Raw genomic sequence first — 12,629 nt, 5'->3', positions numbered from 1 at the left:
TGAGCAGCATCTGCAGGCTGTAGAACAGCAGCAGCATGATCACCAGGTCGGGCACGCTGCGGATCAGCGTGGTGTAGCCGGTGGCGAGGCCGCGCAACAGGCGGCTGCCGGACAACTTGGAACTGGCGCCGACGAGTCCGATCAGCACCGACGCCAGCATCGACAACAGCGCCAGCTTGATCGTCATCCAGGTGCCGCTCGCAATCAGCGGGCCAAAGCCTTGCAGCAGCATGGCTTACTCCTTTACATGGTTAGCGATGGCGCGGCGGCCGCCGCCCATCCGCCATGGTGGTCATCACGCCGCAATGGCTCGACCCCGGTCAGGGGCGTGATGGCGCCCCTGACCGGGTCGATCGGCCCCGCCCGTGTGGGGCGGCGCCGCACTCGCAGCCGCGTGGAACCGCTCAGTGATAGATGTCGAAGGTGAAGTACTTCTTGGCCAGGCGCTGGTAGGTGCCGTCCTGGTGGATCGCGGCGAGTGCCTGGTTGATCTGCTGGCGCAGGTCGGCGTCGTCCTTGCGCAGGCCGATCGCGGTGCCGGTGCCGAGGATCTTGGCGTCGTTCACTTCCGGTCCGGCGAAGGCGAAGCCGTTGCCGCGCGCGGTTCTCAGGAAGCCGACGTCGGCCTGCACCGCGTCCTGCAGCGAGGCGTCGAGGCGGCCCGACACCAGGTCGGACAGCACCAGGTCCTGGTTCTGGTACGGCACCACGTTCACGCCCTTGGGCTCCCAGTGCACCTTGGCGTAGGCTTCCTGGGTCGAGCCCTGCTCGACGCCGATGCGCTTGCCGCGCAGCGACTCCGGGGTCGGCTGCAGCGGTGCGCCCTTCTTGGCGATCATGCGCACCGGCGAGTTGTACATCTTGTCGGAGAAGGCGATCTGCTCGGCGCGCTTCTCGGTGACCGACAGCGCCGACAGGATGCCGTCGAACTTCTTGGCCTTGAGCGCCGGGATCATGCCGTCGAAGTCGTTCTCGACCCACACGCATTTGGCTTTCAGTTTCTCGCAGATGGCATTGCCCAGGTCGATGTCGAAGCCGGTCAGCTTGCCGTCGGCGGCTTTCGATTCGAACGGGGCGTAACTGGCATCGACGCCGAAGCGAATGACCTTCCAGTCCTTGGCGAACACGCCGCTGGAGGCCAGGGCGAGGCAAACGGCGAGGGTGAGTTTCTTCATGGGCTATGTCTCCGTAGACAGCTGAGTGCAATGGGCCGAGGCGGGCGGCCTGGGCCGGGATACGGCCATCCGGCGTGCGCCGCGCGGCTGGCCATCATGCCGCCACTCTTGCGTTGGATCGGCTAAATGTATAGACAAATCTAAGAGCGAAGCCGGCGCGGCGCAATCGCTTTTTTGCAGAGGCCCTGCTCATCGCCAGGAGAGAAAGTGGGGTGAACACCGCGTCGGCAGGTCGCGGCTTGGCCGAAAAATTCAGACGGCATGGCGTTGGTTGGTGTTGTTTATCCTTCTTTATCAAAGATTTGACGGCGTTTTTTCCATGGTGTGGCGAAGGCGGGCTCGCCGTGCCTGCCGCGGCGGCGAAAATCGCGCATCCCTTTGTGGCTTATCTACGACAGCGCGGTCGCCGCGCCGGGTGAAATATTGTATAGACATAGTCAGATCCGACCCGGGCGGCGCCGCGGGGCGGGACAACGTGGCCCGGAATCCGGTCGCAGAGGGTGATGGACACCTTCGCGGGGCTTGACTTGGAGCGCGGCTGTGATTGAATGTATATACAACTATCGGAGCCTTTCGCCATGACCCGTCCCCCTCTGCACGGTGACAGCCTGTGGATCAACGTCCGCCTGGCCACCCTCGACCCGCGCCACCCCGCGCCCTACGGCGCGCTGGACGCGCACGCCCTGCTGGTGCGCGACGGCCGCATCGCCGCCATCGTGCCGCAGGCCTGGATCGACCTGGCCGCCTTCGCCGGCGAGGTGATCGACGGCGCGGGGCGCTGGCTGACGCCGGGGCTGATCGACTGCCACACCCACCTGGTGTACGGCGGCAACCGCGCCGCCGAGTGGGAGAAGCGTCTCACCGGCGTGCCCTACCAGCAGATCGCCGCCGAGGGCGGCGGCATCGTCTCCACGGTGTGCGCCACGCGCGCGCTGGACGAGGAGGCGCTGGCCGCGCTGAGCCTGCCGCGCCTGAAGGCGCTGATGCAGGAGGGGGTGACCACGGTCGAGATCAAGTCGGGTTACGGCCTGACGCTGGCGGACGAGCTGAAGCAGCTCGGGGCGGCGCGCCGGCTGGCGGCGGGGCTGCCGGTGGAGGTGGCGCCGACCTTGCTGGCGGCGCACGCGGTGCCGCCGGAGTTCGCCGGCGACGCCGACGGCTACATCGAGCACGTGGTGGACGTGATCCTGCCGGCCGCGGCGCAACAAGGGTTGGCCGAAGCGGTGGACGTGTTCTGCGAGGGGGTGGGCTTCAGCCCGGCGCAGGCGCGGCGCGTGTTCGACGCCGCGCGGCAGCACGGTCTCAAGGTGAAGGGCCACGTCGAGCAGCTCTCCAATTTGCACGGCGCGGCGCTGGTGGCGGAATACCACGGGCTGTCGGCCGACCACATCGAATACCTCGACGACGCCGGGGTGGACGCGCTCAAGGCCGCCGGCACCGTCGCGGTGCTGCTGCCGGGTGCCTACTACTTCCTGCGCGAAACGCAGCAGCCGCCGGTGGCCAAGCTGCGCGCCGCCGGCGTGCCGATGGCAGTGTCCACCGACCTCAACCCCGGCACCAGCCCGTTCGCCTCGCTGCGGCTGGCGCTGAACCAGGCCTGCGTGCTGTTCGGCCTGACCCCGGAAGAGGCGCTCGCCGGCGCCACCCGCCACGCCGCGCAGGCGCTGGGGCGGGGCGCCACGCACGGCAGGTTGGCCGAAGGCTGCGTCGCCGACCTGCTGCTGTGGGACATCGAACACCCGGCCGAGATCGTCTACGGCCTCGGCACCAATCCGCTGCAACTGCGCGTGTTCCGCGGTGTAATCCAGCACGAATAGGGCCCAAGCGGCGGGTCGTCGCCCGCCTCCGGCCGCCTCAGGGCGGGTATTTCGTTGGTTCGTGGCGGCCGACGGGATGCCCGCCCTGAGCGTTTTCTGCCGGTCTTCCGGTGAGACCGGCACGGCGCGTCGCTCCGCACCAGGGTGGCGCAGCTACGCCAAACCCGCCGCACGGTGCGGGGCGCACGACGCCCGTTCTGCGCTTGCTGCGTCTCTCGATTCCCTTTCCGGATTCTCTGCGCCCCGCCGTAACCCGCGCCCCGTCTGGCTTGGCGGCGGATGGCGACGGGGGCTGTCGGGTTCCGGCAACATTTTTCGCCGAAATCGCGATTTTCCACTTGTATAGACAATATGATCTCGCTACACTGAGCTCACTTGTATAGACATTTGCCGATCGCAGAGAAAACCGGACGCTGACAGAGCGCCCCCTCTGCGATGGACAGCGACCCGTTTCATACCGCGCCTGCCGGAGCAGGCCATTAGGAGGAGTCCCTACCATGACTGACCCGCGCTTTGACGCTTCCCGTGTCATCCACGCCCCCCGCGGCAGCGAAAAGACCTGCAAGAGCTGGCTCACCGAAGCCGCCTACCGCATGATCCAGAACAACCTCGACCCGGAAGTGGCCGAGCACCCGCAGAGCCTGGTGGTGTACGGTGGTATCGGTCGCGCGGCGCGCAACTGGGAGTGCTACGACAAGATTCTGGAAGTGCTGCAGCGTCTGGAAGACGACGAAACCCTGCTGGTGCAGTCCGGCAAGCCGGTGGGCGTGTTCAAGACCCACGCCGACGCCCCGCGCGTGCTGATCGCCAACTCCAACCTAGTGCCGCACTGGGCCAACTGGGACCACTTCAACGAGCTGGATAAGAAGGGCCTGATGATGTACGGCCAGATGACCGCCGGCTCGTGGATCTACATCGGCTCGCAAGGCATCGTGCAGGGCACCTACGAGACCTTCTTCTCGGTCGCCAAGCAGCATTTCGACAACAACCCGAAAGGCCGCTGGATCCTCACCGGTGGTCTGGGTGGCATGGGCGGCGCCCAGCCCTTGGCCGCCACCATGGCCGGCTTCAGCATGATCGCCGTCGAGTGCGACGAGACCCGCATCGACTTCCGCCTCAAGACCCGCTACGTCGACCGCAAGGCCACCACGCTGGATGAAGCGCTGGCCATCGTCGAAGACGCCAAGCAATCCGGCAAGGCCGTCTCGGTGGGCCTGCTGGGCAACGCCGCCGACGTGTTCGCCGAACTGGTGGAACGTGGCATCACCCCGGACGTGGTCACCGACCAGACTTCCGCGCACGACCCGATCAACGGCTACCTGCCGCAGGGCTGGACCATGGAGCAGTGGCGTGCCGCGCGTCAGAACGACCCGCAATCGATCGTGCTGCCGGCCAAGCAGACCATGGCCAAGCAGGTGCAGGCGATGCTGACGCTGCAAAGCCGCGGCGCCGCCACGCTGGACTACGGCAACAACATTCGCCAGATGGCGCTGGAAATGGGCGTCGAGAACGCCTTCGACTTCCCGGGCTTCGTGCCGGCCTACGTCCGTCCGCTGTTCTGCGAGGGCATCGGCCCGTTCCGCTGGGTGGCGCTGTCCGGCGACCCGGAAGACATCTACAAGACCGACGCCAAGGTCAAGGAACTGATCCCGGACGATCCGCACCTGCACAACTGGCTCGACATGGCGCGTGAGCGCATCAGCTTCCAGGGTCTGCCGGCGCGCATCTGCTGGGTCGGCCTGAAAGACCGCGCCCGCTTGGGCCTCGCCTTCAACGAAATGGTGAAGAACGGCGAGCTCAAGGCCCCGATCGTGATCGGCCGCGACCACCTCGATTCCGGCTCCGTCGCCAGCCCGAACCGCGAAACCGAAAGCATGCTGGACGGGTCTGATGCAGTATCCGACTGGCCGCTGCTCAACGCGCTGTTGAACACCGCCGGTGGCGCCACCTGGGTGTCGCTGCATCACGGCGGCGGCGTGGGCATGGGCTTCAGCCAGCACTCCGGCGTGGTAATCGTGTGCGACGGTACTGACGAAGCCGCCAAGCGCGTCGGCCGCGTGCTGCGTAACGACCCGGGTACTGGTGTAATGCGCCACGCTGACGCCGGCTACGACATCGCCAAGAACTGCGCCAAGGCGCAGGGCCTCGACCTGCCGATGTTGAAGTAAGCGTCACGCACACAACCCTTCTGGCGGCGTTGCGCGGCCTTGCCGTACGACTTGTACTGTCTGCGGCCGCGCAACTAGCCAGAACCGCTACGCTGAGTTGTGTGCGCAACGCATTATGCTGAGACCGTAGGATGGGTGAAGGGCTGGCCCCTCACCCGTCACAATGATTGCCCCGTATCGATGGGTTGTGCCGCGCGCCACCCATCCTGCGAATGCACGCTGCGGCCGATACGGACCGCCACGGCAGACAAGACACAAGGAAGACCCATGACCACCATCACCATCACCCCGGGCAAGCTGACGCTGGCCCAACTGCGCCTGATCGCCCGTGACGCTTCCGTGCAGCTGGCGCTGGACCCGGCCGCTCACGCCGCCATCGACGCCTCCGCCGCCACCGTGGCGCGCGTGCTGGCCGAGAACCGCACCGTGTACGGCATCAACACCGGCTTCGGCTTGCTGGCCAACACCAAGATCGCCCCGGAAGAACTGGAACTGCTGCAGCGCTCCATCGTGCTGTCGCACGCCGCCGGCATCGGCGAGCCGATGAAGGACAGCACCGTGCGCCTGGTCATGGCGCTCAAGATCAACTCGCTGGCGCGCGGCTTCTCCGGCATCCGCCGCCTGGTGCTGGAGGCGATGATCACCCTGTTCAACAAGGGCATCTACCCGGTGATCCCGCAAAAGGGTTCCGTCGGCGCCTCCGGCGACCTGGCCCCGCTGTCGCACATGAGCGCGGTGCTGATCGGCGAAGGCGAAGCCTTCGTGAACGGCCAGCGCGTACACGGCCGCGAAGCCATGCACGCTGCCGGCCTGGACCCGATCACCCTGGCCCCGAAAGAAGGCCTGGCGCTGCTGAACGGCACTCAGGCGTCGACCGCTTTCGCGCTGGAAGGCCTGTTCGCCGCCGAAGACCTGTACGTCGCCGCCGCCGTGGCCGGTGCCATGTCGGTGGAAGCCGCGCAGGGCAGCCGCCGTCCGTTCGACGACCGCATCCACCAGGTGCGCGGCCACAAGGGCCAGATCGACGCCGCCCGCCAATACCGCGCACTGCTGGGTGATGCCAGCGACATCTCCCACTCGCACGAGAACTGCGGCAAGGTGCAGGATCCGTACTCCCTGCGCTGCCAGCCGCAGGTGATGGGCGCCTGCCTGACCCAGATCCGCCAGTCGTCCGAAGTGCTGCTGACCGAAGCCAACGCCGTCTCCGACAACCCGCTGGTGTTCGCCGACGACAACGACATCATCTCCGGCGGCAACTTCCACGCCGAGCCGGTGGCCTTCGCCGCCGACAACCTGGCGCTGGCCATCGCCGAGATCGGCTCGCTGTCCGAGCGCCGCATGGCGCTGTTGATCGACAGCAACCTGTCCAAGCTGCCGCCGTTCCTGGTCAACAACGGCGGGGTGAACTCCGGCTTCATGATCGCCCAGGTGACCTCGGCCGCGCTCGCTTCCGAGAACAAGTCGCTGGCGCACCCGGCCTCGGTGGACAGCCTGCCGACTTCGGCCAACCAGGAAGACCACGTGTCCATGGCCACCTTCGCCGGCCGTCGCCTGCGCGACATGGCCGACAACACCGCCGGCATCCTCGCGGTGGAACTGTTGGCGGCCTGCCAGGGCGTGGACTTCCGCGCGCCGAACAAGGCGGCAGAGCAACTGGAATCCGCCAAGGCGCTGCTGCGTGCCGAAGTGCCGTTCTACGACAAGGACCGCTACTTCGCGCCGGACATCCAGAAAGCCGCCGCGCTGATCCAGCGTGCCGACTACAACCGCTTCGCCATCGACGGCCTGTTGCCGTCGCTGTAAGCCGTCTTTGATCTCATTCCTGTCTGGACCGTCTGGTTCGTTACATGGCCCCGCAAGGGGCCATTTTTTTGTTGGGGTGCTATTGGTGTGGGAGTAGGGGGGCTCAGCAGCTTGGGTTGAATGTAATGAAGCCCAACGACACCGCTGATGCGGAATATTGATGCTCTTCATTAAACTCGGCCCTTCTTCCCCATTCGGGTGGGTGATAGCTTGGGCTTTGCAGGCTCAGCCCAAGTAATCAGCCGGGACGCCCGGCTTCAGCCAATGACCGGCCGGCCCGGCTGCTCCAACGACAACGGCTCCCGCGGGAGCCGTTTTTGTTGCCTATTGTCCGGGCGGCGCTTCAGTGTGCTGCCTCGGCGTGTTCTTCCTTGAACATCTGGCGCAATTGCTCGCGCAGCTGCGGGCTATCCTGGTAGCCGTGCACCGCGACCGCGTGCTGTACCGCGGCGCTCAACAGCTCGTCCTCGCTGTCCGCGGCGATCGACACGGTGCATTGCGGGGTACCCGGATGCTCCCGGCAGTCTATGAATTTCCTGGCCATGGCCGTTCCTTTGCCCCCTTGGGGACGTGCGCGCCATCCTGGTGGCGACACCCCGGCTGCTGCGAATCGATTTTCACCTGTTTGCACCTGATTTATAGCACTTTTCCCATCTTCTCCCGCCTCTGCTGCGTGTCGGGGTGGCCTTTGGGCGCAAAGAGGCGAATAGTGTAGATAAGCGGAGCGGGACGATCGTGTCTGGAGAAATCTGCGCAGGGAGTAGCCTACTATGAAAGAAAAGGATTCAGAGGCAGGAAAGGGGGAGCTTATGTCGAATGGCATGAATCCTGCGCTGCGCGGGGTAAGAGCCGTCATCCGTCGTCCCTGGGTGATCGTGGCCTTGGTGGTGCTGGCGTTGATCGCCGTCGCCGCCTACCTGATCTCCGAGGAAGTCACCAGTTCGCGTTGGCAGGCGCGCTTCCTGAGCGAACTGAACCATCGCCTCACCTTCAAACTCCAGCCCGGAGCGGCGCCCGCGCGCGAGCTGCGCTATCCCAAGACCGGCCCGTACGACCAGCTGCTGGGCTATACCGCGCTGCCAGGCTTCCTGCAGCGGCTGCAAGGCCAGGGCTATGTCGTGGAGCAGCAGGCGCGCATGTCGCTCAGCCAGCGCGAGCTGATCGACTTCGGGCTGTACCCGAGCTACCGCGAGAAGATGCAAGCCGGCCTCAACGTGTCCGACTGCAGCGGCGAGCCGCTGTTTGCGGCGCGCTACCCGGAACGCACCTACCACAGCTTCGAGTCCATTCCGCCGATCCTGATGCAGTCGCTGCTGTTCATCGAGAACCGCGAGCTGCTCGACGACCGCAACCCGACACGCAACCCGGCGGTGGACTGGGGACGCTTCTCCAAGGCGGTGATCGAGCGGGTGCAGAGCGTCTTCATGTCCGACGTCGATACCTCCGGTGGCAGCACGCTCGCCACCCAGATCGAGAAGTACCGTCATTCCGAGGGTGGGCGTACCGGCAGTCCCAAGGACAAGCTGCGGCAGATGGCTTCGGCCTCGGTGCGCGCCTACCGCAACGGCGAGGACACCACGGCCGAGCGCCGCCAGATCGCGCTGAACTACGTCAATACCGTGCCGCTCAGTGCCAAGAGCGGCTACGGCGCGGTCAACGGCCTGGGCGACGGGCTGTGGGCTTGGTACGGCCGCGACATGGCCGACGTCAACCGGCTGCTGGCCGGCGACACCACGGCGCCGCTGGCCGAGCGCGCGCTGGCCTACAAGCAGGCGCTGAGCCTGATGATCGCGCAGCGCCGCCCGTCCTATTACCTGAGCGGTTCGCCGCAGCCTTTGGAGGAGCTCACCGACAGCTACCTGCGTCTGCTCGCCTCGGCCGGCGTGATCGCGCCGGCCTGGCGCGACGCGGCGCTGGCCCAGCCGCTCGCGCTGCGCGCGGGGGCGATCAGCGCGCCGCCGGTGTCGTTCCTCGAGCGCAAGGCCGCCAACGCCACGCGCACCCGCATCGCTGGCCTGCTCGGCTTGCCGCGCCTGTACGATCTGGACCACCTCGACCTGAGCGCCCAGAGCACGCTGGACCAGCCGCTGCAGCAGGTGGCGAGCACCACGCTGTACGGCCTGCGCGACCCGGACAAGGCGCGCGACGCCGGCCTGATTGCGCCGCGCTTGCTCGATACCGGCGACCCGGCCAAGGTCATCTACAGCTTCACGCTGTTCGAGCGCACGCCGGGGGTCAACCTGGTGCGGGTGCAGACCGACAACTACGACCAGCCTTTCGACATCAACCGCGGCACCAAGCTCGACCTGGGCTCCACCGCCAAGCTGCGCACCCTGGTGAGCTACCTGGAAATCGTCGCCGGACTGCACCAGCGTTACGTCGGGATGAGCCCGGAGGAGTTGAAGAAAGTCCCGGTGGCGGAGCTCGACTTCATCACGCGCTGGGCGGTCGACTACCTGAAAACGGCGCAGGACCGCAGCCTCAAGGCGATGCTGGAAGCGGCGATGGAGCGCAAGTATTCGGCCAACCCTGGCGAGGCGTTCTTCACCGGCGGCGGCATCCACACCTTCGTCAACTTCAACCCGCTCGACAACTACCGCATCCTCACGGTGCGCGAGGGCCTGCGCAATTCGGTCAACCTGGTGTTTGTGCGCCTGATGCGCGACGTGGTGCGCCATTACATGTACCAGGTGCCGGGGTCCAGCACCATGCTGCTGTCCGATCCCAACGACCCGCGCCGCATGGCTTACCTGCAGCGCTTCGCCGACCGCGAGGGGAAGGTGTACCTGCACGGCTTCTGGCAGAAATACCACGGCAAGAGCCCGGCCGAGGCGGAGGAGCTGCTGGTGCAGGGCATCCGGCCGAGCCCGGTGCGGCTGGCGGTGATCTACCGCTCGCTGCATCCCGAGGCCGGGGTGGACGCCTTCCGCCGCTTCCTGACGACGCACCTGCCCAACTCGTCGCTGGACGACAAGGACATCGCCAAGCTCTACGCCAACTACGCGATCGATCGCTTCAACCTCAACGACCGCGGCTACCTGGCCCGGGTGCACCCGCTGGAACTGTGGCTGCTGGGCTACCTGGCGCGCGAGCCCAAGGCCACGCTGTCGCAGGCGCTCGCGGCGAGCCGCGAGCAGCGCCAGGAGGTGTACGGCTGGCTGTTCAAGTCGCACAACAAGGTCGGGCAGGACCGGCGTATCCGCCAGCTGCTGGAAGAAGACGCCTTCCGCGAGATCCACAAGGGCTGGAAACGGCTGGGCTATCCGTTCGATTCGCTGGTGCCGTCCTACGCCACCACGCTTGGCGCGTCGGCCGACCGGCCGGCGGCGCTGGCCGAACTGATGGGGGTGCTGGTGAACGATGGCGTCCGCCAGCCCAGCATCCTGATCGACCGCCTGCACTTCGCCGCCGACACCCCGTACGAAGTGGCGCTGGCGTACCGGCGCAGCCAGGGCGAACGGCTGCTGCCGGTGGAAGTGGCGCAGGTGGCGCGCGAGGCGCTGACCGAGGTGGTCGAGCAGGGCACCGCCGCCCGGCTCAAGGGCGCCTTCACCGCCCAGGACGGCACGCCGCTGCCGGTGGGCGGCAAGACCGGGACCGGCGACCACCGCTTCGACACCTTCGGCAGGGGCGGGGTGCTGTTGTCGTCACGCGTGGTGAGCCGCTCGGGCACCTTCGTGTTCTTCATCGGCGACCGCTACTTCGGCACCCTGACCGCCTACGTGGAGGGACCGGAAGCCGCCAAGTACGGCTTCACCAGCGGCCTGCCGGTGCAGATCATGAAGGTGCTGGCGCCGACGCTGACGCGCCTGACCGGGCTCAACGTGCCGCTCGGTCAGTCGCCGGCCTGCCGTCACGCGCCGGCCTGAACGGAGCAAGGCCTGGCTAGAGGCGGGGCGTGGGGTTGCGGGGGATGGCCGGGCGCCGTGCGGGCAGCTATTGCATCGGCGCAGGACGCCGGCGCAGCGCTACGGCGCTCGTCACGGGCAAGAGGCGTTTAGCCGGCTTGTTTGGCTTGCTGGTATTTTTCCTCGGCATCGCGCAGGCACAGGTCCTTGCGGTATTGACTCATGTTGTCGCAATCCAGCTTGGTCGAAATGTAGATCTCGGTAGCCTGTTGCAGGCTGGTGGCGGGCTTGCCCTGTTCTTGCTGCGGCTGGGCCGGGCTGGCGGCCAGTGCCGGCCCGGCGAGCAGGGCGGCGGAGACGAGGGCGGCGGATGCATACCTGATCATGATCGGACTCCTTGTTGTTGTGACGGCCATCGGGCGCAAGACACGCCGTGACGCCACGAGCGGCGGACGGCGTAGACCATCCGGTGCCCCGAGAGCCATTCTCATTATTGACCCGATTTTCTGCCAAATCAGGGAGAGATTGTGAAGGAGGCCTCTCATGCTGGCGCGCCGGCAGGCGGGTGTCACGGAGAGGGGAAAACGGCCGCAGAGGGCGGCCGGAAAGGAGGCCGCAGAAGACGGCGGCCGAGGTGAGCGCGTGCTCGGAACTCAGAACTCGGTGTGCAGCCCAATCACCAGTTCGCTGCTGGCGCGCTCGTCGGTACTGACCTTGCTGTGCAGGTACTCGGCGAGCAGCGCGGTGCGCTTGGACAGGTTGTAGCTGGTGCCCAGTACGAACTCGTTGCGCTTCTGGTCGGAAACGTACTTGTAATTGTCGGTGTGGGTGAGCGAGAGGCGCAGCGCAAACCGGTCCGGCTTGTACTCGGCGTGCAGCGCCACGCTCTTCATGGCGGCCGGATCGGCCGGCACCACCAGGGACGTGCCGGTCAGGGCGCCGGCGGTGGCCGACAGCGTGGCGTGGTTGTACTCCAGGCCCATGGTCAGCCCGTAGAACGGGGTCAGCTTGCCGGACATCACCCAGTCGGTGGCGTGGCCGACGGCGCTGTAGGCCCCGGCCGCGCCATTGACTAGGTCCTGGCGGCTGTAGCCGGCGTGCAGGCCGTAGTTGGCGCCCTCGAAGTTGCCCCCGAGCGCCCAGGCGTTGCCGGCCGCGCTGCCGTTGCCTTTTTCGCCGGCCGCCCAGCTGGCCGCGGCGTTGAAGTGGCCGAACTTCGGCGTTTCGTACTTGATCGCGCCCTTCTGGCCGCCGGCGTCGCCCAGCCCCAGTACGCCGCCGATGCCGCGGTCCGCGCCGTGGTCGCCAACGTCGTAGAAGTTGGCGCCGTAGTAGTTGTCGCCGTAGGCGTTGACGCCGTGGCCGAGCTTGACCGCGCCGAACGCGCCGGAGAGGCCGACGAAGGTGTCGCCGGAGGCGAAGGTGTCACCGGCCTGGCCGCCGTCCAGGTGCACGTTGTTGTTCATCTGCCAGATCGCCTTCATGCCGTCGCCCAGGTCCTCGCTGCCGACGAAGTCGATTTCCGAGCCGAAGTCCTTGACGCCGTTCACATACGTGCCGTCGACGTTGCTCTTGCGTTGCAGGCCGCCTTCCATTTTGCCGATGAGGCTGACGTCGGCGTACGCGGTGGCGGACAGACCGGCCAGTGCCACGATCAGGTAGTTCAGTTTCATGTCTCCATTCCCTCTCTGCTGGTGATAGACGGCGGTCGCCCTTCCTTACCGTGCAATGGGCAAGGGGGTGCCGCCGTTTTTTTGCTTGTGGTGATTCGGAGTGGCTAACAAAACCCGGTGCAACGACGCCAAGAGGGTTCTGTTA

At 66.6% G+C, this 12,629-nt stretch carries 9 protein-coding genes; 4 read left to right on the top strand and 5 right to left on the bottom strand.

The window, feature by feature from the left end; all coding sequences use genetic code 11:
- Both AC3WG5_RS11230 and AC3WG5_RS11225 read right to left on the bottom strand, forming a co-directional pair.
- Window positions 1-232, bottom strand: a 232-nt coding sequence (locus AC3WG5_RS11230; protein ID WP_492568725.1) for an ABC transporter permease subunit, incomplete at its 3' end; no start/stop codon positions are given.
- Window positions 233-404: 172 nt separating this feature from the next.
- Entirely contained in the window at window positions 405-1,175 is a 771-nt protein-coding gene (locus AC3WG5_RS11225) for an ABC transporter substrate-binding protein (protein WP_492568724.1), read from the bottom strand.
- Window positions 1,176-1,753: 578 nt separating this feature from the next.
- On the opposite strand from AC3WG5_RS11225, the gene hutI reads away from it, so the two are divergent.
- The 3 genes from hutI to hutH all read left to right on the top strand — a co-directional run bounded on the left by hutI (window position 1,754) and on the right by hutH (window position 6,963).
- Window positions 1,754-2,992, top strand: coding sequence for an imidazolonepropionase (hutI, locus tag AC3WG5_RS11220; RefSeq protein ID WP_492568723.1), 1,239 nt, complete (start codon window positions 1,754-1,756; stop codon window positions 2,990-2,992).
- A 497-nt stretch (window positions 2,993-3,489) separates the two neighbouring features.
- Window positions 3,490-5,160: a urocanate hydratase gene (gene hutU, locus AC3WG5_RS11215; RefSeq protein WP_492568722.1), complete on the top strand. Its 1,671-nt coding sequence runs from the start codon at window positions 3,490-3,492 to the stop codon at window positions 5,158-5,160.
- A gap of 267 nt (window positions 5,161-5,427) precedes the next feature.
- Entirely contained in the window at window positions 5,428-6,963 is a 1,536-nt protein-coding gene (gene hutH, locus AC3WG5_RS11210; RefSeq protein ID WP_008955455.1) for a histidine ammonia-lyase, read from the top strand.
- Between the two features lie 343 nt (window positions 6,964-7,306).
- Here the strand turns inward: hutH and AC3WG5_RS11205 are convergent, their stop codons facing one another.
- The gene (locus tag AC3WG5_RS11205; RefSeq protein WP_492568721.1) at window positions 7,307-7,507 is read right to left on the bottom strand and encodes a DUF1059 domain-containing protein; all 201 of its coding nucleotides are present in this window, start codon (window positions 7,505-7,507) and stop codon (window positions 7,307-7,309) included.
- A 265-nt stretch (window positions 7,508-7,772) separates the two neighbouring features.
- On the opposite strand from AC3WG5_RS11205, the gene AC3WG5_RS11200 reads away from it, so the two are divergent.
- Complete coding sequence (locus AC3WG5_RS11200) at window positions 7,773-10,832, top strand: transglycosylase domain-containing protein (protein WP_492568720.1); 3,060 nt, start codon at window positions 7,773-7,775, stop codon at window positions 10,830-10,832.
- A 128-nt stretch (window positions 10,833-10,960) separates the two neighbouring features.
- Here the strand turns inward: AC3WG5_RS11200 and AC3WG5_RS11195 are convergent, their stop codons facing one another.
- Together AC3WG5_RS11195 and AC3WG5_RS11190 are read right to left on the bottom strand one after the other, a co-directional pair.
- Window positions 10,961-11,197: a hypothetical protein gene (locus AC3WG5_RS11195; RefSeq protein WP_294867865.1), complete on the bottom strand. Its 237-nt coding sequence runs from the start codon at window positions 11,195-11,197 to the stop codon at window positions 10,961-10,963.
- Between the two features lie 267 nt (window positions 11,198-11,464).
- Window positions 11,465-12,484, bottom strand: coding sequence for a porin (locus tag AC3WG5_RS11190; protein WP_492568719.1), 1,020 nt, complete (start codon window positions 12,482-12,484; stop codon window positions 11,465-11,467).
- Window positions 12,485-12,629: the final 145 nt, after the last annotated feature.

This window comes from Pseudogulbenkiania sp. FW507-F1 (assembly GCF_058781125.1).
The sequence above is the reverse complement of the archived record's forward strand: the minus strand, read 5'-3'. Positions and strand labels throughout refer to the sequence as shown.